Raw genomic sequence first — 16,416 nt, 5'->3', positions numbered from 1 at the left:
GGGGGGTCGGGGGGTGTGTGGTGTGGTGGGGGGGGGGGGGGGGGGGGGGGGGGGGGGGGCCCCCCCCGCCCAGCTCCCCGCCGCCCGGCGCTGGATCTCCGGCCGCCTCGCCCCGGGCGACGGCCCGTCCGATGAGCGCCGGGCCCGCAGCTGGTTCAGCGTCCGGTTCGTCGGCGAGGGCGGAGGCCGGCGCGTCTGCACCGAGGTGTCGGGCGGGGACCCGGGCTACGACGAGACCGCGAAGATCCTCGGCGAGTCCGCGCTCTGCCTCGCCTTCGACGAACTCCCCGCCCTGGCAGGCCAGTTGACCCCCGCCGTCGCCATGGGTCCGACCCTGCGGGCCCGGCTGGAGCGCGCCGGACTGCGGTTCAGGGTGGCCGCGCGGCGAGGGGACTGAGCGGGGCGGGGGCCGGCCACGAGCGGGCGGGCGGTCCGGCCGGTCGTCCGGGGTGGGCTTCGGCCTCAGGACAGTCTCGCCCCGGGGGCGAAGGCGGGCAGCTTCTCAAGGCTGCTGCGCACGGCCTCGGCGCCGTACGCGAACATCTGCCGCTCGTACGCGTCGACCGCGCCGAGCAGCTCCTCGCGGCCTTCGCCTGCCTCGCTCAGGCAGCGGCGCAGCAGGTCGGCGTCGCGCAGCGCGGTGTTCGCGCCGTTGCCGCCGGTCGGCGATGTGGCGTGGATCGCGTCGCCGAGCAGCGTGACCGGGCCTGACGCCCAGCGCTCGCCGGGCTCGACGGCCCGGATGGACAACAGGGTGCTGTTGTCCGGGTCGGCCTGCTCGATCAGCGCACGCAGTTCCGGGTGCCACCCTTCCATCCGGGACAGCACGGCGTCCTGCGCGGACAGGTCCCCCAGCGAGCCGTTCGACGGCAGGATCATGGCCCAGCGCACATAGTCGCCGATGTCGGGCAGCGTGACCTCGGGGGCCAGTCGCTCGGCCGCCTGCCTGGGCGGGGTACGGAAGCGCATCGCGCCGAGCAGCAGGCTGACCCCGCCGTCCGTGATCTTCGAGCCGTACGCCATGGACAGACCGGCGAACTCGTCGGTCAGCGGGGTGCGGCCGATGACGAACCGGACGCCGGTGTCGGTCGGGGTGGTCTGCGGCGACAACACCCCGCGGACCACGGAGGTGACACCGTCCGCGCCGACGAGCAGGTCCGCGGTGGCCGGGTCGCGGCGGGCGAACCGGGCCTGGACCTTGCCGTCGCCCAGCACGTCGTAGCCGGTCAGCGCGGCGTCGGTGTGCACGGTGAGGCCGGTCAGCAACAGGTGTCGCAGCACCTGCCGGTCGACCACGATGCCGGTCCGGCCCGCGCCGAGCCTGCCGATCTCGTTCAGCTGCGGGTCCAGGATCATCTGCTCGGCGGAGGCGTCCATGACGATCTCGTCCAGCAGCGGATGCCAGCGCGTCGGCAGACAGTCGCGCACCGCCCGGAATCCGATCGGGTCCAGCACCAGCCGGTAGCCCTGAAACCGTGCGCCGATCCCCGGGTCGCGCTCGAACACGTCGGCCTCGATCCCGGCACCACGCAGTCCCTGCGCGAGAGCCAGGCCCCCCAGACCGGCTCCGACAACGGAAACCCGCATCACACACCTCCAGGCCATCGACACGCATACGAACTTAGTTCGCCTTGATGATCTAAGTTCTACTTAACGAACTTAGTTCGTATCAAGTCGCAGGGGGTCGGGAGACCCCCTGAGTCGATCGCCGATCTGCTGACCGACAGGCTCTACACCGGGGTCGCGCTCCCCGAACCGGACCCGGCCCCCTGGCGCAAGCAGTCGCTCGGGGTGTACACACAGGACCAAGCTCGCTCAGCCCGACGAAGTCGGCCCAACCCATCCACCGCATCGCACCGGAACTGGGAGTCAACCAACATGACCGACGCAATCAACTGGCAGAAGTCCTCATTCTCGGGACCAGACAACAATCAGAGCTGCATCGAGCTGGCACCCGTTGACGGCTCGATCAAGATGCGCGAGAGCGACGACCCCGCCGTAGTGGTGACGACCAGCGTCGAGAAGCTGCGCGCCTTCGTCCTGGGCGTGAAGGCCGGAGAGTTCGACCACCTCATCTGACCTTCCGTACGGAGCGCACGGAACGGCACGAGAAGGGCCCAGGCCCCGGCCACTGTGCGCCCCCTTCGTTCACCAGGCCGTTTCGAGCGTGAACCAGACGGACTTGGACTCCGGTACGGGTTCGCCGTTGGCCCTGGTTCCCCAGCGGGCTGCGAGGGCTTCCACGAGGACGAGACCCCGGCCGTGTTCGGCGCACGGCATGTGTTCCGGGTACCCGCGCCAGGGCAGCGACGCCGGATCGTCGTCCGTGACGTACACCGTCACTCGGTTCCGGTTGACCGTGACATCCACCCGGACGAGTGGCGAGCGGGTATGGCAGTACACGTTGGTGACGACCTCACTCACACAGAGGCGCCCGTCCTCCACCAGTCCGGCGTGACCGGTCGCCCGTAGCAGGGTTCCGAGGAAGTCCCGCACGATCCCGGGCGCGGTCGGGCTGTTGGGCGCGACCAGCCGGTAGGAGACTCCACGCTGCGGCAGGGGCGGGCGGGGTACGGGGCGGGTGGGTACGGGGGTCATCTCGTGGTCTCCCTTACGTGTTGCCGGTCTCGGCCGCAGCGCGGATCGCCCTCCGCGGCCCGTGGCATGGCCCGCCCGGCCTGCCGTGAACTGGCAAGCGGGAGGCTGCACTTCGGAATGTCAGCAGAGAACTCCGTACAGTGAGGACCGTAGGGGCACAGAGACTCCGGAGCAAGCTTGTCGCCACGGTTCACACGACCGAGTGGACCGGTTACGCCACGACAGGCCAAACTGGGCACGGACAGGGGAAGGTGACATGCCGCCAAGGGACAACCCGACCGGCCGCCAGGTACGCCTGGGCGGTGAACTGCGGAAGCTGCGTGAACGCGCCGGCAAGACCGCCCGGGAGGCCGCCGGGCTGATCTCGACCGACCAGGCCAAGATCAGCCACATCGAGGCAGGCCGCACCGGTATCGGTGAGGACCGCATCCGCCGACTGGCCAGCTTCTACGCCTGCGACGACGAAGCGCTCGTCGAGGCGCTGTGCGCCATCTCGCGGGAGCACCGGGGCCAGTTCTGGTGGGACGAGTACCGGGGCGTACTCGCGCCCGGATTCCTGAATATGGCCGAGCTGGAGCACCACGCCCGTTACATGCACTGTCTCCAGTCAGTGACTCTTCCCGGACTGCTCCAGACACACAGTTACGCCCAGGCACTGTTCGACGCGGTCCTCCCCAAGCTGCCCGAGGACGACGTGGCAGCCCGACTGGAACACCGGATGCGCAGGCAGTCTGTGCTCGATAGGGAGCAGCCGCCCGAATTCCAAGTCGTCGTACATGAAGCAGCGCTGCGCATGCGCGTGGGCGGGCGCAAAATCGCCCGCGAACAACTGCAACACCTCGTGGAGGCGACAGACCGGCCGAATGTGACCGTGCAGGTGGTCCCATTCGCTCTCGACCGGTTCATCGACATCACCCAGACCGTGCTGTACGCGGGCGGGGTCGTTCCGCAGCTGGACACGGTGCACATCGACACCCCGATCCGTGGGCTCTACCTGGACGCTGCGGCGGATGTCCACAGATATCGCCTGCAACTCGACGTCGCGAAGCAAGCCTCACTGGAGCCCTCGGAGTCGCGCAGCTTCATTCACCACATCGCACGGGACATGTGAGAATCGGCGGCATGGACAAAGCAATTGCGTGGCAGAAGTCATCCTTCTCCAACGGCCAGGAACAGTGTGTCGAGATCGCCGAGCACGCCGGCGAGATCCTGATGCGCGAGAGCGACGACCCGAGCGCGGTCGCCGCCACCAGCCGGGAGAAGTTCGCGGCGTTCATCCAGGGCGTCAAGGCAGGCGAGTTCGACCACTTCGCCCAGTAGCCGGCCCGCCGGTCCACCCCCGAAGGCCCTCTGCCCCCCGCGGCGAGGGCCTTCGCGCGTACCCGGAAGCATGAATGCTCCGGAGCATACTTGCGGAGCCCGCAACGGTGACGCTACCGTCACCGTACGTCGCCACCAAGGCCGCAGCAGCAACCGCGCCGCGCCCCGGGCAACGTAACCCCGCCTGCCCACACCCCAGTTGAGGCAGGCGCTCCGGACTCCCAGACGCTGCGATCGGACGGTCGGCCATGCGTACGTCACCCCACACACCCCCTCCCCCGCACACCGCCGACGCCCGGGTCGCGCTCGGCTTCCGGCTGGAGGTGCTGCGGTACGGGCCCGCGAACGGGTTCCGGCCCGAGCCCGTTGACCTGCGGGTCCTCGCCACGCCCCGCGAGGCGATCCGTACGATCCGCGCCCAGCTCCGGACCAGCCACGTACTCGGCCTGCCACCGCGCGAAGCGGCCCGCGCCCTGCGCTGGTCCGAGCACGGCGGCTGGCTGCCCGCGCTCGCCGCGCTGCACCGGGGCGAGCCCTGCGGATTCGTCCTGCTGCTCCGCAAGGGCCGCCACCTCGAATGGGCCGTGCGCCCCCTGCGCTACCTCACGCTCGACCCGTCGCCCGGGCCCGCACCCGCCGTACCCCTGCCGTGACCAGCGCACACGCCATCAGCGCACCGCTCACCCAGACCGGCGCCCGGTAGCCGAAACCGGTGTCCAGGGCCAGACCGCCCGCCCAAGGGCCAAGGGTGGCGCCCAGGTTGAAGGCGGTCGTGGAGAACGCGCCCGCGAGGGACGGGGCTTCTGGGGCCTGGGCGATGACGCGGGCGATCAGCGCCGTACCCGTACCGAAGGCGAACGCCCCCTGGGTCAGGACCAGGGCGAGGGCCGCAGCCGGGCTGCCCGCCGTCAGGGCGAGGGCGCTCCAGCCCAGGGTCAGCGCGGCCATGCCACCGGCGATCAGGGCCGTGGACCGGAGATCCGCGAACCGGCCCGCGACGGTGACGCCGAGGAACGAGCCCACCCCGAAGAGCGCGAGCGCGACGGGCACCCACCGGGCGCCGAGCCCGGTCTCGCGGGTGAGGAGCGGCTCCAGATAGGAGCACGTACAGAAGGTCGCCCCCTGCACCAGGACCATCGTGACCAGCGTGCGCCGGAGGGCGGGGCGGGCCAGGGCCCGCAGTTCGGTACGGGCGGGGACGGGTTCGGTGGCGGGCCGGTCGGCCGGGATGATCCGGAGGATCGCCAGGACCGCCGGTACGGAGACGAGCGCGACCGCCCAGAACGCCGACCGCCACCCCCACCGCTCCCCCAGCACCGCCCCGGCCGGCACCCCGACCACACAGGCGACCGTGACCCCGCCGACCACGACGGCCGTGGCCCGCGCCTTCAACTGCCCGGGCACCAGGGCGGCAGCGGTCGCCAGCGCCACGGCCCAGAAGCCCGCGTTGGCGAGGGCGCCCACGAAACGGGTCGCGAGGAGGACTCCGTACCCCGGGGTGAGCGCCCCGATGACATGCACCGCGACGAAGGCGGAGAGGAACAGCAGCAGCGCACGACGCCGGGGCCAGGTGCGGCTGAAGAGCGCCATGAGAGGCGCGCCGATCACCATCCCGACGGCGAAGGCCGAAGTCAGCAGAGCGGCTGCGGAGAGTGAGACGTGCAGGTCGGTGGCGATGTCCGAGAGGAGCCCGGACAGCATGAACTCCGATGTGCCCTGGGCGAAGACCGCGAGCCCCAGGACGTAGACAGCAAATGGCATGGGAGACAGACCCCTTGAGACCTTGAGACCTTGAGACCGCGAGACCGTGGAGAGACCTCGGGACGGAACCGTCGTGGACGGGCGGGCCGGTGTACGGGGAGGGGGCCGCGTACGTCATACGTCGCCGGGAGGTCCGGCGGGCGGTGACGCGGAAGAGTGCCCGGAGCGAACCTCCGGGACATGACTCGGTGAGCGGCGCTTCAGCGCGCGGCCGAGGAGGAAGCGGCCCGTACCCGGGGTGAACCGGCGGCGACGGAGCCGTGCGATGAGATGCCCCTGACCCCGTGGGTCAGCCGGTCTCGGTCAGCAGGAGCTCGGCCACCGGAACACCGGTGGCCTCGGTCTGTCGGACTCGGGGCTGGACATGGGATGACGCTATCCGCAGGGGTGGCGGCCATGCCAGTGCTTAAAGCCGCGGGCGACTCTCAGGCGGACGGCCAGCTTCGCAGCGCCGTCTCCGCCACCTGACGGAGTTCGTCCCGGGTGGCGCCGCCCGCGGCCTGGACTGCGATGCCGTTCGCCACGGTCATGAGGTAACGGGCGAGCACCCCGGGATCGGCGTCCGCAGGCAGGTCGCCCTCCCGGAGGGCTTGCCGGAACCGGTCATGGAGGCGGGAAATGGCCTGTTCGCGCCAGGCGGTGAGGAGGTCGCGGACGTTGCGCCCCTGGGTACCGGCGGCGAGGGAGCCCTGGACGCCGAGACAGCCGGCGGGGCAGCCGGGGCGGGTGGTGGCGCGGACGGAGCCGGTCAGGAACGCGGTGGCCACCTCCCGGGCGGTCGGCTCCCGCAGCGCCCGCTCCCCGTACGAGGCGGGGCCTTCCGTATAGCGCTCCAGGGCCTTCCGGAACAGCTCCTCCTTGTTGCCGAAAGCCGCGTACATGCTGGTGCGGGTGATGCCCATGGCGCTGGTCAGGTCGGTGAGTCCGGCCCCTTCGTAACCCTGCTCCCAGAAGACCCGCATGGCGCGTTCGAGGGCCTCGTCGGCGTCGAAACCTCTCGGCCGGCCGACCGGCGCCTTCTGCGGGGACTCCATGCCACCCACCCTACTCTTTCCGCACCGATCGGTACGGAAGTGCTACGGTCTCATTCCGTACCGATCGGTACCGAACTTTCACGGAGGTCGTTCGCATGGGACAGTTCGAAGGCAGGACAGCCGTCGTCACCGGAGGCAGCACCGGCATCGGTCTGGCCACCGCCGTACGGCTGGCGGCCGATGGCGCACATGTCTTCATCACCGGCCGGCGCAGGTCCGCGCTGGACGCGGCCGTCGAGGCCATCGGCCCGGAGAGGGCCACCGCGGTGGCGGGTGACATCTCGGACCTCGCCGACCTGGACCGGCTGTACGGGGCGGTCCGCGCCCGGGGCCGCGGCCTGGACGTGCTCTTCGCGAACGCGGCCAGTGCCTCGCTCGCACCGCTGGAGCAGATCACCGAGGAGCACTTCGACCGGATCTTCGGCGTCAATGTGCGGGGCACGGTGTTCACCGTGCAGAAGGCACTGCCGCTGCTCAACGAGGGCGCGTCGGTGATCCTCAACGCCTCGGTGCGCGCCGACGACGGGGTCGCAGCGTTCGGTACGTACGCGGCGTCCAAGGCGGCGATCCGGTCCTTCGCCCGGACCTGGGCCAACGAGCTCAAGGACCGGAACATCCGGGTCAACGCGGTCTCCCCCGGCACCATCGACACCCCTGGACTCGACGGCCTGGCCGGTACGGAGGACATATCCGCCACCAGGTCGCGGTTTGCCGCAGGTGTCCCGCTCGGCCGGATCGGGCGCGCGGACGAGGTCGCCAGCGCGGTGGCGTTCCTCGCCTCCGAGCAGAGCAGCTTCGTCCTCGGTGCCAACCTGTACGTCGACGGCGGCGAGAACCAGATCTGACCGGCGGGCCGGGTCCGCGTCCCCCGGGGCCCGGCGCCCGGACTGTCCCGCTTCCTCCGCTCTTCCGTCACGGCGATTCGACTCGCATGTCACAGGGGCGTCTTGATGGGACCCGGCCGCGAACAACTCACCCGTCCGGGGAGATCCAAAGAAGCAACAACGCTCGCTCAGCCGGAGCGAGCGTGACGACACCGCTTCCTTGGAGTACCGATGCGCGTCAAGAAGATCTCCGCTCTCGCCCTCGTCGTCGCCGCGGCCGGCCTCTCGCTGACCGCGTGCGGCAGCAGCGACGGACCGAGCGCTTCCGCCGCCCACACCAACAGCTCCAACTCCGCCGGCAGTTCCACCGGCGACAAGAGCACGGCCTCGGGCTCCTCGGACTCCTCGTCGTCAGGTTCGTCCGCGTCCGGTGCGTCCGCTTCCGGCTCCTCGGCGTCCGGCTCCTCCGCCGGTTCCGGCAACGGCGGCTCCGGCAAGGGCAGCAACCTCACCACCAAGACCCAGTCCGCGACGTCGGCCGCCACGTGCGACGCCGACCACCTCGCTCTCAGCACCGCCTCCACGGGGGCCAAGAACGAGATCGTCGTCAACATGAAGAACACCGGCCCCAGCGCGTGCACCATGCACGGCTTCCCCGGCGTCCAGCTGATCGGCCCCGACGGACTGGGCGACACCGGCCCGGACGCCGCCCGCACCGACACCTCCGGCTCCGCCGTCACCATCGCGCACGGCGAGGAGACCCGCTTCCTGCTCCACTACATCCCCGACACCAGCGGCTCGGGCAAGACCTACACCCGGCTCGACGTCACCCCGCCCAACGAGCGGGTCTCGGAGATCGTCAACCTCGGCAAGCTGGCCATCACCGTCTCCCCGTCCAGCGGCAACGCCCCCGACGTCTACGTCGACCCGATCGGCTACCACACCGGCTCGGGCAAGTGAGCCCAGCAGCAACGCCCGCGCTCCCGCGCGGGGTGCACCTCCCGCTCCGATGTCAGAGGCCGGCGCTAGGTTGTCCTGGCGAGAGAGCGAAGTGAGCGGGAGGTGGGGCGGACATGGCGTTCAGGCAGTCGCTGGGGCGGCAGTTCGGGTGGCTCTGGACGGCGTACGCGGTGAGCACACTCGGCACCTGGCTCGCCTTCGACTCGTTCTCGCTGATCGCGATCCTCGCCCTGCACGCCGGGGCGACCGAGGTGTCCCTGCTCGCCGCCGCCGGTCTTGCGGTCGGCGCGGTGGTGGCGGTGCCGCTCGGCCCCTGGGTGGAGTTCCGCCGCAAGCGGCCGGTGATGATCACGATGGACCTGGTCCGCTTCGCGGCGCTGCTGACCGTCCCGGCCGCCTACGCGTTCGGTCTGCTCAGCTTCGCCCAGCTGCTGGTCGTCTCGGTCCTGGTCGGCGCGGCCGACATCGCGTTCACGGCGGCGAGCGGCGCCTTCCTTAAGGCGCTCGTACGGCCGGAGGACCTGCTCGTCGCGAACGGCCGGTTCGAGTCCACGACCTGGACCGCCACCATGCTCGGACCGCCGCTCGGCGGGGCCGCGATCGGCATGTTCGGCCCGGTACTGACCGTCCTGGCCAACGCGGTCAGCTATCTGCTCTCCGCCGCCGGAATCCGCGCGATAGGCGGCGACGAGCCGCACCCGGAGCGGCCCGCCGCACCGCGGCTGCGCGCCGGTGACCTCCTCGACGGATGGCGGTACATCCTCCACCACCCGGTGCTGCGCCCGCTGTTCTTCAACTCGATCCTGAACAACGGCCTGATCATGGCGGTTTCACCGCTGCTCTCCGTGCTGATGCTCGGCCACCTCGGCTTCGCCCCCTGGCAGTACGGTCTTGCCTTCGCCGGGCCCTGCGTCGGCGGTCTGATCGGCTCCCGGGTGGCCCGCGGGCTCGTCGCGCGGTTCGGGCAGCACCGGGTCCTGCTGACCGCCGGGGCACTGCGGGCCTGCTGGTCGGTCGGACTCGCCTTCGTCGGGCCGGGCGTGGCCGGGCTGGTGCTCGTGATGGCCGTCGAGCTGGGGCTGATCACCTGCTCCGGGGTGTTCAACCCGGTGCTCGCCACCTACCGCCTCGAACAGACCGCGCCGGACCGGATCGCCCGTACGCTCTCCGCCTGGTCGGTCACCAGCAAGACCTCCATCGCTGCCATGACCGCCCTGTGGGGCCTGCTGGCCGCGGTCACCGGCCCCCGCACCGCGATCGCCGTCGCCGGTCTGCTCCTCCTGGCGACCCCGCTGCTGCTCCCCCGGCGCGCCCCCGCACCACGACCCGAACCCGAACCCGAACCCGAACCGACCGCCTCCCCGCTGCCGTAATCGGAAACGGCCCCAGCCGGAACGGCCGCAATCGGGACGGCCGCAATCGGGACGGCCGTTATCCGGCCTGCCGCAATCCGTGCTGTCGCAATCAGACAAGAGCTGGCCAAAGATTCCCGTTTCGATTGACTCAGCGATCTGTCATGAGCATGGTTTTCCGCGTACTCCTCGGCCCCCACCCTGAGAGGAACGCATCCCCGTGAGACGTCTGACATCCACGGCAGCCGCGCTCGGCGCCACCACTCTGCTGCTCCTGGCCTGCGGTCTCGGCAGCGCCACCGCCGACGCCGCACCCGTACCGGGCCACACCGCCACCGCCACCGCCACCGCGCACCAACAGGCCGCCGCGGTCTGCGCGTCCGCGGGCGCCGCATCCGGCCGTACGGTCGGCGGGGCGCTCTCCCGTACCCAGGTGCACCATCAGCTCGCCGCCCTGACCACGCCCCACCGCGAGGCCCGCGGCTACCCCGCGTCCGGCCTGCCCGACAAGGGCCCCCTGCGGGGCGGCGCACCGGACCGCACGCTGGCGACCGACATCCACCCGGCCCAGGGCACGTCCTTCAAGGCGATCGCGGGCAGCGACGGCTCCTGCGCGACCCAGTCGGTGTCCACGGCCCTGCACGTCCGGAGCGGCTCCACGACGATCTACACCCCCACCATGTACCCGGCGGGCGGCTCCTGCATCGAACTGGTCACCGTCTACACGCAGTCCGGCCCCTCCGTCTCGGCCTGGGACTGGTGCGGCAGCGTCGCCTTCGAGGCGTCGGTGCCCATCGACAGCACCTTCCTGAGCACCTACACGGACGGCTCGTCCAGCGCGTATACCGGCCGCGTCATCAAGACCGACGCCGCCACCAACGCCTGGACCTCGCAGCTCTACAACTACCGGACCGGCTCCTGGGACACCCTCTTCAGCCAGTCGGGCCAGAACCAGTCGGGGCGCGACACCGGCTGGGACATCAACGAGCTGTACTCCTCGGTCGGCAGCTCGGGCCGCTCGGACGCCTGTGTCGACATGGCGGGCCAGACCTTCGAGTCCAGCAACATAACGGTCCGGATCAACGGCAGTTGGACCCGCGCGTCGGCGGACAACTCCGACACCGCCTACGACTCCCCGGCCGGCTCCTTCTACTGCCCCGACCGCACCTACCAGATGGTCAGCGCGTACGACCACTGGAAGGCCGTCGGCTGACGGAACACCGCCGCGCATGAGCCTTCCCCGGCGCCCGGCGCCGGGGAAGGAGCTCCGCGGAGGCGGCAGGCCCCGCCGTCAGGAGTTCGGGGCCACCTTCGACAGCCCGTTGATGATCCGGTCCATCGCGTCCCCGCCCGTCGGATCCGTCAGGTTCGCCAGCATCTTGAGGGTGAACTTCATCAGCACCGGGTGGGTCAGACCGCGCTCGGTGATGAGCTTCATCACCTTCGGGTTGCCGATCAGCTTCACGAAGGCGCGGCCCAGCGTGTAGTACCCGCCGTAGGTCTCCTTGAGGATCTTCGGGTAGTTGTGCAGCGCCATCTCACGCTGCGCCGGGGTCGCCCGCGCCGTGGCCTGGACGATCACGTCGGCCGCGATCTGGCCGGACTCCATGGCGTACGCGATGCCCTCACCGTTGAACGGGTTGATCATGCCGCCCGCGTCGCCCACGAGCAGCAGGCCCTTGGTGTAGTGCGGCTGCCGGTTGAACGCCATCGGCAGGGCTGCGCCACGGATCGGCATCGTCATGTTGTCGGGGACGAATCCCCAGTCCTCCGGCATCGACGCGCACCACGTCTTCAGCACCTCACGCCAGTCCAGCTCCCGGAAGGCGGCCGACGAGTCGAGGATGCCGAGGCCGACGTTGGAGGTGCCGTCGCCCATGCCGAAGATCCAGCCGTACCCGGGGAGCAGCCGCTCCTGGGCACCGCGCCGGTCCCACAGCTCCAGCCAGGACTCCAGGTAGTCGTCGTCGTGACGCGGCGAGGTGAAGTACGTACGGACCGCGATCCCCATCGGCCGGTCGTCGCGGCGGTGCAGGCCCATGCCGATGGAGAGCCGGGTGGAGTTGCCGTCGGCGGCGACCACCAGCGGGGCGTGGAAGGTGACCGGGGTCTTCTCCTCGCCCATCTTGGCGTTGACGCCGGTGATCCGGCCGGTACGGGGGTCGGTGATCGGGGCGCCGACGTTGCACCGCTCGTGCAGCCGGGCGCCCGCCTTCTGTGCCTGGCGCGCCAGTTGCTCGTCGAAGTCGTCCCGCTTGCGGACCAGTCCGTAGTCCGGGTACGAGGCGAGCTCCGGCCAGTCCAGCTGGAGGCGTACGCCGCCGCCGATGATCCGCAGGCCCTTGTTCCGCAGCCAGCCGGCCTCTTCGGAGATGTCGATGCCCATGGAGACCAGCTGCTTGGTGGCGCGCGGCGTCAGGCCGTCACCGCAGACCTTCTCGCGCGGGAAGGCGGTCTTCTCCAGGAGCAGGACGTCGAGCCCCGCCTTGGCCAGGTAGTACGCGGTCGTCGAGCCGGCAGGGCCTGCCCCGACGACGATCACATCTGCGGTGTGCTCGGAGAGGGGCTCGGTCACGGCGGGAACTCCGGAAGACTCGATTTCACGTGCCACGGGGCACTGGACAGGTGCAGTCTATGGGGACCTCCTGATCGATCAGCTGAAGGGTTCTGCGAAGTGAACAAGCCCGCGCCGGTCGTCCGGCTCCGCGTCCCCACCGAGGAGGACGCCCACGCCTGGCACCGGGTGTTCGACGACCCCGACGTCATGGAGTTCCACGGGGGTGCGTCGAAGGAGTTGTCGGAGTACGAGGAGTTGACCGCACGGCAGCGCAGACACGACGCGGAGCGCGGTTTCTGCCTGTGGACGGTGCTCGACGGGGACGGCGAGGTGCTGGGCTTCACCGGCGCGCAGCCCTGGCCGTACGAGAACTTCGGCCCGGTCGGCCAGGTCGAGATCGGCTGGCGGCTCGGGCGGGCCCACTGGGGCCACGGCTATGTGACGACGGCCGCCCGTATGACGCTGGAGCGGGTACGGGCGGCCGGTGTCGGTGAGGTGTTCGCGATGGTCGACGCCGAGAACGCCCGGTCGGTCGCGGTGACCCGGCGGCTCGGCATGGAGCTGCACGAGACCTTCACGACTCCGGTGTCGAAGCGGACGGGCCACTGCTTCCGGCTGGACCTGTCGACAGACTGAGCCTGCCGCCGGTCTCAGTCGGTCCGCTTGAAGCCCCGGTGCAGGGCGACGATGCCGCCGGTCAGATTCCGCCAGGCGACATCCGCCCAGCCTGCCTGCTGGAGGCGGGCGGCGAGCGCGGGCTGGTCGGGCCAGGCGCGGATCGACTCGGCGAGATAGACGTACGCGTCCGGGTTGGACGAGACGGCGGTCGCCACCGGGGGCAGCGCCCGCATCAGATACTCGGTGTAGACGGTACGGAACGGCGCCCAGGTGGGCTGCGAGAACTCGCAGATCACGACCCGCCCGCCGGGCTTGGTGACCCGGTACAGCTCCCGCAGCGCGGCATCCGTCTCCTGGACGTTGCGCAGCCCGAAGGAGATCGTCACGGCGTCGAAGACCCCGTCGCGGAAGGGCAGTTTCGTCGCGTCACCGGCCGTCAGCGGGAGGTGCGGATGGCGCTCCTTGCCGACCCGGAGCATGCCGATCGAGAAGTCGCAGGGCACGACGTACGCACCGGTCTGCGCGAACGGCAGCGAGGACGTCGCGGTCCCGGCGGCCAGATCGAGGATCTTCTGCGCGGGCCGGGCCCCGACGGCCCGGGCCACCTCCTTGCGCCACAGCCGCGTCTGCCCGAGGGACAGCACGTCGTTGGTGAGGTCGTAGTTCGCCGCCACGTCGTCGAACATCGAGGCGACTTCGTGCGGCTGCTTGTCCAGGGATGCTCGGGTCACCCGGCCATTGTGTCGTGCGTCCCCATGGAGAGCGGCCACAGGGTCGTACCCGCGTGGCAGAACGGCGTGCCGCCGCGCACGGGAAGGCTCAGAGTTCCAGCAGCGCGGACACGTCGAACTCGACGGCGAACGGCTGGTCCGTGACCAGCCGCTTGGTGTGCACCGGGTGGGTGACCGCGGGGATGTACTCATGCCGCTCGTGGTGCAGCCAGTACTCGTGAATGCTCAGGCCGTCGTCCTTGCCCAGCTCGACCCGCCAGTAGTACGGGATCTTGGATTCCGCGAAGAGCGCCGGCTTGCGCACCCGGTCGTCCTGCCGGGACTCGGGCGAGACCACCTCGACCGCGAGGGCGACCCGGCTCACCGGGATGCACTCCAGCTCGAAGACGTCCAGCCCGGTGGGGTCGTAGACGATCACGTCGGGGCGCGGCGCGTTGTACGGATCCACCAGGACGCACTGCTCGGTGAGGACGGCGTACGGTTCGGCCCGTGCGTCCTCCAGACGGCGTGCGATGCTGTCGCGCACCCGGTTGTGCCACACCTTTGTCTGCCCACGGGCCACGATCACTCCGTCCACGAGTTCCCAGTCGAAGGGCAGCTCGAGATCCGTCACCTGCTCGACGACCCACCCCGCGGGGGGCGGGAACATCCAGTTGTCCTCGGTGGCCTGTTCCGCCCGGCGTGCGATAGCCATGACTGCTCCCATGGACCTGAGTGTGAACGGAGAGAGGGAATGCGGTCCTGTGTACGACGGTACCGTCACCCGAAGTCGTGAGCCGGTAGCGCGCCATTGACGGGTAGGCCGTCACCGCGCCCGGTGCACCATCCGCCCCGCGACGCACGTCACGAGACAGCTCCCGTCATCGCCGTACACCGCGAAGTCGGCCCGCCCGGAGACCGCGAGGGGGCGCGGGGCGCCGGTCCCGGTGGTCACCGTGAGGCCCGAGCGCTCGACGGCGGTGCGGACCGCCGGGCGGGCGAAGGGGCCGGCGAGCGACGTGGTCCCCGCCGCCAGCAGCCGTTGCAGGCCGCGCCGGGCGCTCGCACCCCAGCGGACCTCGGTCATGCCGAGCGCGGCCAGGGCGTCGCCGGTCAGCGGGTCGGGGCCGAGGTCCTCGCGGGGGTCGGGCCAGTAGGCCGCTTCGAGGAGCGCGGGCGCGTCCGGCTCGTGACGGCCGGGGGTGAGCACCCCGTCCCAGCTGCGCAGCCGGGCCCGCTCCCCGTACACCGACTCCAGCTCCTCGTACGGGCCGAGCGCCGCGATACGGTCGCCGTCGATGACGACCGCGTCCGCGCGCGCCCGGTGAAGCGTCAGCAACGGGGCCTCAGTTGGCGTCGAGGAGCTTCAGCTCGGGGTGGGCCGTGCCGCCCTCGATCGCCGTGGACGAGATGTGCGAGACGACGCGGTCGTCGACCGGGTCGTTCGCCGGGTCCTCGTGCACGACCAGGTGCTCGTACGTCGTCGCGCGCTGCGCGGGAACGCGGCCGGCCTTGCGGATGAGGTCGATGATCTCCATCCGGTTCGACCGGTGCCTGGCACCGGCCGACGAGACGACGTTCTCCTCCAGCATGATCGAGCCGAGGTCGTCCGCGCCGTAGTGCAGCGACAGCTGGCCGACCTCCTTGCCGGTCGTCAGCCAGGAGCCCTGGATATGGGCGACGTTGTCGAGGAAGAGCCGGGCGATGGCGATCATGCGCAGGTACTCGAAGAGGGTGGCCTGCGTCCGGCCCTTCAGGTGGTTGTTCTCGGGCTGGTAGGTGTACGGGATGAAGGCACGGAACCCGCCCGTCCGGTCCTGCACGTCACGGATCATGCGGAGGTGCTCGATGCGCTCGGCGTTGGTCTCGCCGGTGCCCATCAGCATGGTCGACGTGGACTCGACGCCCAGGCCGTGCGCCACCTCCATGATCTCCAGCCACCGCTCGCCGGACTCCTTGAGCGGTGCGATGGCCGTACGGGGCCGCGCGGGCAGCAGTTCGGCGCCCGCGCCCGCGAAGGAGTCGAGCCCGGCCGCGTGGATCCGCGAGACGGCCTCTTCGACCGAGACCTTGGAGATACGCGCCATGTGCTCGACCTCGGAGGCCCCGAGGGAGTGGATGACCAGCTCCGGGTAGGCCTTCTTGATCGCCGCGAAGTGCTCCTCGTAGTACTCCACACCGAAGTCGGGGTGGTGCCCGCCCTGGAACATGATCTGCGTGCCACCGAGCTCGATGGTCTCGGCGCAGCGGCGCAGGATGTCGTCGAGGTCGCGCGTCCAGCCCTTCTCGGTGTCCTTCGGGGCCGCGTAGAAGGCGCAGAACTTGCAGGCGGTGACGCAGAGGTTCGTGTAGTTGATGTTGCGCTCGATGATGTACGTGGCGATGTGCTCGGTCCCGGCATACCGCCGGCGCCGTACGGCATCGGCCGCCGCGCCCAGCGCGTGCAGCGGGGCGTCGCGGTACAGCACGACCGCTTCCTCGGGGGTGATGCGCCCGCCTGCGGCGGCACGGTCGAGGACGGCTGCGACATTTACAGACGTAAGGTCGGCGTTCTCGGTCACCGGGCGGGTCCTTCCCAAGGGGCTACAGACGACCGATCCAGCCTACGCCAGGGCCCCGCACGAAATCCTGCGCCCCCTTTGTCCGGATACATACGGCGCTCAAGCATGTCCAGAGGGCACC

Annotated in this window: 18 protein-coding genes and 1 pseudogene; 10 read left to right on the top strand and 9 right to left on the bottom strand. The window is 70.6% G+C overall.

From position 1 onward, the window contains the following. A pseudogene (locus ACFXBC_RS04765) lies at positions 1–397 on the top strand (saccharopine dehydrogenase); the annotation flags it as partial. A 65-nt stretch (positions 398–462) separates the two neighbouring features. Here the strand turns inward: ACFXBC_RS04765 and ACFXBC_RS04760 are convergent. Then, positions 463–1,587 carry an FAD-dependent oxidoreductase gene (locus ACFXBC_RS04760; RefSeq protein ID WP_385018687.1) on the bottom strand — a complete coding sequence of 375 codons (1,125 nt, stop codon included), beginning with the start codon at positions 1,585–1,587 and terminating at the stop codon, positions 463–465. Positions 1,588–1,878: 291 nt separating this feature from the next. Between ACFXBC_RS04760 and ACFXBC_RS04755 the strand changes: the two genes are divergently transcribed. Continuing rightward, on the top strand, positions 1,879–2,079 hold the full coding sequence (locus ACFXBC_RS04755) for a DUF397 domain-containing protein (protein WP_385018685.1): 201 nt from the start codon (positions 1,879–1,881) through the stop codon (positions 2,077–2,079). 69 nt (positions 2,080–2,148) lie between these two features. Here the strand turns inward: ACFXBC_RS04755 and ACFXBC_RS04750 are convergent, their stop codons facing one another. Continuing rightward, on the bottom strand, positions 2,149–2,598 hold the full coding sequence (locus ACFXBC_RS04750) for an ATP-binding protein (RefSeq protein ID WP_385018683.1): 450 nt from the start codon (positions 2,596–2,598) through the stop codon (positions 2,149–2,151). A gap of 256 nt (positions 2,599–2,854) precedes the next feature. Here ACFXBC_RS04750 and ACFXBC_RS04745 point away from each other — a divergent pair, with 256 nt between their 5' ends. The 3 genes from ACFXBC_RS04745 (at position 2,855) to ACFXBC_RS04735 (ending at position 4,571) form a co-directional block, all read left to right on the top strand. After that, a complete protein-coding gene (locus ACFXBC_RS04745; protein WP_385018681.1) occupies positions 2,855–3,709 on the top strand; it encodes a helix-turn-helix domain-containing protein in 855 nt (284 codons plus the stop codon). A gap of 11 nt (positions 3,710–3,720) precedes the next feature. Then, the gene (locus tag ACFXBC_RS04740) at positions 3,721–3,918 is read left to right on the top strand and encodes a DUF397 domain-containing protein (RefSeq protein WP_385018679.1); all 198 of its coding nucleotides are present in this window, start codon (positions 3,721–3,723) and stop codon (positions 3,916–3,918) included. 248 nt (positions 3,919–4,166) lie between these two features. Then, complete coding sequence (locus tag ACFXBC_RS04735; protein ID WP_385018677.1) at positions 4,167–4,571, top strand: hypothetical protein; 405 nt, start codon at positions 4,167–4,169, stop codon at positions 4,569–4,571. Here the strand turns inward: ACFXBC_RS04735 and ACFXBC_RS04730 are convergent. Both ACFXBC_RS04730 and ACFXBC_RS04725 read right to left on the bottom strand, forming a co-directional pair. After that, the gene (locus ACFXBC_RS04730; RefSeq protein ID WP_385018675.1) at positions 4,522–5,679 is read right to left on the bottom strand and encodes a Cmx/CmrA family chloramphenicol efflux MFS transporter; all 1,158 of its coding nucleotides are present in this window, start codon (positions 5,677–5,679) and stop codon (positions 4,522–4,524) included. The genes ACFXBC_RS04735 and ACFXBC_RS04730 overlap by 50 nt on opposite strands. Before the next feature lie 425 nt (positions 5,680–6,104). Next, on the bottom strand, positions 6,105–6,713 hold the full coding sequence (locus ACFXBC_RS04725; protein WP_385018673.1) for a TetR/AcrR family transcriptional regulator: 609 nt from the start codon (positions 6,711–6,713) through the stop codon (positions 6,105–6,107). A 95-nt stretch (positions 6,714–6,808) separates the two neighbouring features. Here ACFXBC_RS04725 and ACFXBC_RS04720 point away from each other — a divergent pair, with 95 nt between their 5' ends. From ACFXBC_RS04720 to ACFXBC_RS04705, 4 genes are all read left to right on the top strand, one after another. Next, the gene (locus ACFXBC_RS04720; protein ID WP_385018671.1) at positions 6,809–7,558 is read left to right on the top strand and encodes an SDR family NAD(P)-dependent oxidoreductase; all 750 of its coding nucleotides are present in this window, start codon (positions 6,809–6,811) and stop codon (positions 7,556–7,558) included. 210 nt (positions 7,559–7,768) lie between these two features. Further along, a complete protein-coding gene (locus tag ACFXBC_RS04715; RefSeq protein ID WP_385018669.1) occupies positions 7,769–8,497 on the top strand; it encodes a DUF4232 domain-containing protein in 729 nt (242 codons plus the stop codon). A gap of 113 nt (positions 8,498–8,610) precedes the next feature. Then, entirely contained in the window at positions 8,611–9,870 is a 1,260-nt protein-coding gene (locus ACFXBC_RS04710; protein ID WP_385018667.1) for an MFS transporter, read from the top strand. A gap of 199 nt (positions 9,871–10,069) precedes the next feature. Next, positions 10,070–11,062: a hypothetical protein gene (locus tag ACFXBC_RS04705; protein WP_385018665.1), complete on the top strand. Its 993-nt coding sequence runs from the start codon at positions 10,070–10,072 to the stop codon at positions 11,060–11,062. A gap of 78 nt (positions 11,063–11,140) precedes the next feature. Here ACFXBC_RS04705 and ACFXBC_RS04700 read toward each other — a convergent pair whose 3' ends face one another. Further along, the gene (locus tag ACFXBC_RS04700; RefSeq protein WP_385018663.1) at positions 11,141–12,424 is read right to left on the bottom strand and encodes a geranylgeranyl reductase family protein; all 1,284 of its coding nucleotides are present in this window, start codon (positions 12,422–12,424) and stop codon (positions 11,141–11,143) included. Positions 12,425–12,523: 99 nt separating this feature from the next. On the opposite strand from ACFXBC_RS04700, the gene ACFXBC_RS04695 reads away from it, so the two are divergent. Next, positions 12,524–13,042 carry a GNAT family N-acetyltransferase gene (locus ACFXBC_RS04695; RefSeq protein ID WP_385018662.1) on the top strand — a complete coding sequence of 173 codons (519 nt, stop codon included), beginning with the start codon at positions 12,524–12,526 and terminating at the stop codon, positions 13,040–13,042. A gap of 14 nt (positions 13,043–13,056) precedes the next feature. On the opposite strand, the gene ACFXBC_RS04690 is transcribed toward ACFXBC_RS04695, so the two are convergent. The 4 genes from ACFXBC_RS04690 to mqnC form a co-directional block, all read right to left on the bottom strand. Further along, positions 13,057–13,755, bottom strand: a complete 699-nt coding sequence (locus tag ACFXBC_RS04690) for a demethylmenaquinone methyltransferase (protein ID WP_385018660.1) — start codon at positions 13,753–13,755, stop codon at positions 13,057–13,059. Positions 13,756–13,843: 88 nt separating this feature from the next. Further along, on the bottom strand, positions 13,844–14,449 hold the full coding sequence (locus tag ACFXBC_RS04685) for a Uma2 family endonuclease (protein ID WP_385018658.1): 606 nt from the start codon (positions 14,447–14,449) through the stop codon (positions 13,844–13,846). A 111-nt stretch (positions 14,450–14,560) separates the two neighbouring features. After that, on the bottom strand, positions 14,561–15,073 hold the full coding sequence (locus ACFXBC_RS04680; RefSeq protein WP_385018656.1) for a hypothetical protein: 513 nt from the start codon (positions 15,071–15,073) through the stop codon (positions 14,561–14,563). Positions 15,074–15,080: 7 nt separating this feature from the next. After that, a complete protein-coding gene (gene mqnC / locus ACFXBC_RS04675; RefSeq protein ID WP_385018654.1) occupies positions 15,081–16,295 on the bottom strand; it encodes a cyclic dehypoxanthinyl futalosine synthase in 1,215 nt (404 codons plus the stop codon). Between the last annotated feature and the right edge of the window lie 121 nt (positions 16,296–16,416).

It is taken from the genome of Streptomyces sp. NPDC059398 (genome assembly GCF_042751845.1).
Taxonomy (GTDB): domain Bacteria; phylum Actinomycetota; class Actinomycetes; order Streptomycetales; family Streptomycetaceae; genus Streptomyces.
Note: the sequence above shows the minus strand (reverse complement) of the source record. Positions and strands in the feature narration are given on the sequence as shown.

Excerpts from the sequence above, each read along its gene's own strand:
- ACFXBC_RS04740 (WP_385018679.1), top strand. The coding sequence starts at position 3,721 with ATGGACAAAGCAATTGCGTGGCAGAAGTCATCCTTCTCCAACGGCCAG.
- ACFXBC_RS04710 (WP_385018667.1), top strand. The coding sequence starts at position 8,611 with ATGGCGTTCAGGCAGTCGCTGGGGCGGCAGTTCGGGTGGCTCTGGACG.
- ACFXBC_RS04720 (WP_385018671.1), top strand. The coding sequence starts at position 6,809 with ATGGGACAGTTCGAAGGCAGGACAGCCGTCGTCACCGGAGGCAGCACC.
- ACFXBC_RS04760 (WP_385018687.1), bottom strand. The coding sequence starts at position 1,587 with ATGCGGGTTTCCGTTGTCGGAGCCGGTCTGGGGGGCCTGGCTCTCGCG.
- ACFXBC_RS04715 (WP_385018669.1), top strand. The coding sequence starts at position 7,769 with ATGCGCGTCAAGAAGATCTCCGCTCTCGCCCTCGTCGTCGCCGCGGCC.
- ACFXBC_RS04735 (WP_385018677.1), top strand. The coding sequence starts at position 4,167 with ATGCGTACGTCACCCCACACACCCCCTCCCCCGCACACCGCCGACGCC.
- ACFXBC_RS04730 (WP_385018675.1), bottom strand. The coding sequence starts at position 5,679 with ATGCCATTTGCTGTCTACGTCCTGGGGCTCGCGGTCTTCGCCCAGGGC.
- ACFXBC_RS04725 (WP_385018673.1), bottom strand. The coding sequence starts at position 6,713 with ATGGAGTCCCCGCAGAAGGCGCCGGTCGGCCGGCCGAGAGGTTTCGAC.
- ACFXBC_RS04755 (WP_385018685.1), top strand. The coding sequence starts at position 1,879 with ATGACCGACGCAATCAACTGGCAGAAGTCCTCATTCTCGGGACCAGAC.
- ACFXBC_RS04745 (WP_385018681.1), top strand. The coding sequence starts at position 2,855 with ATGCCGCCAAGGGACAACCCGACCGGCCGCCAGGTACGCCTGGGCGGT.
- ACFXBC_RS04685 (WP_385018658.1), bottom strand. The coding sequence starts at position 14,449 with ATGGCTATCGCACGCCGGGCGGAACAGGCCACCGAGGACAACTGGATG.
- ACFXBC_RS04750 (WP_385018683.1), bottom strand. The coding sequence starts at position 2,598 with ATGACCCCCGTACCCACCCGCCCCGTACCCCGCCCGCCCCTGCCGCAG.